1 protein-coding gene is annotated in these 522 nt (G+C 68.8%); it reads left to right on the forward strand.

The window, feature by feature from the left end:
* Window positions 1-522, forward strand: a 522-nt coding sequence (locus RHBS_RS28530; protein WP_187298699.1) for an FAD-dependent oxidoreductase, incomplete at both ends; no start/stop codon positions are given.

Raw genomic sequence — 522 nt, forward strand, 5'->3', positions numbered from 1 at the left:
TGCATGCCCGTCCCCGTCGCCGGGACCGGTGTTCGGCGGGCTGCGCGACGGTTATGCGGTGTTGCTGGATGCACTCGTCGCTGCGATCGATGCCGAGGTGCTCGTCGGGACACACGTGGGGGCGATACGCCAGGAGTCCGGCGGGTGGTTCGTCGACGGTGTCGGCATCGTCGACGGTGTGGTGCTCGCGGTACCCGCGCCTACTCTCGGCTGGTTGATCGCGGAGGTCGCACCCGCTGCGTCTCACGCAGCCCGGAGCATCGAGCTGGCCTCGTCGGTCGTCGTAGCCCTGGCATTCCCGAAAACGACCGAGCTGCCGCAGAATTCGGGAATCCTGGTGGCCACGGACGCGGGCTTGGACGTCAAGGCATTCACCCTGTCGAGCCGCAAGTGGCCGCACCTCGACGAGCGTGACGCGGTACTGCTGCGGGCCTCGCTCGGCCGATTCGGTGACACCACGGCCTCGGACCGATCCGACGCGGAGTCGATCGAGACGGCGCTGAACGACCTCGCGGCGGTGGC

The sequence above is a fragment of the Rhodococcus sp. BS-15 genome (genome assembly GCF_000813105.1).
Classification (GTDB): domain Bacteria; phylum Actinomycetota; class Actinomycetes; order Mycobacteriales; family Mycobacteriaceae; genus Rhodococcoides.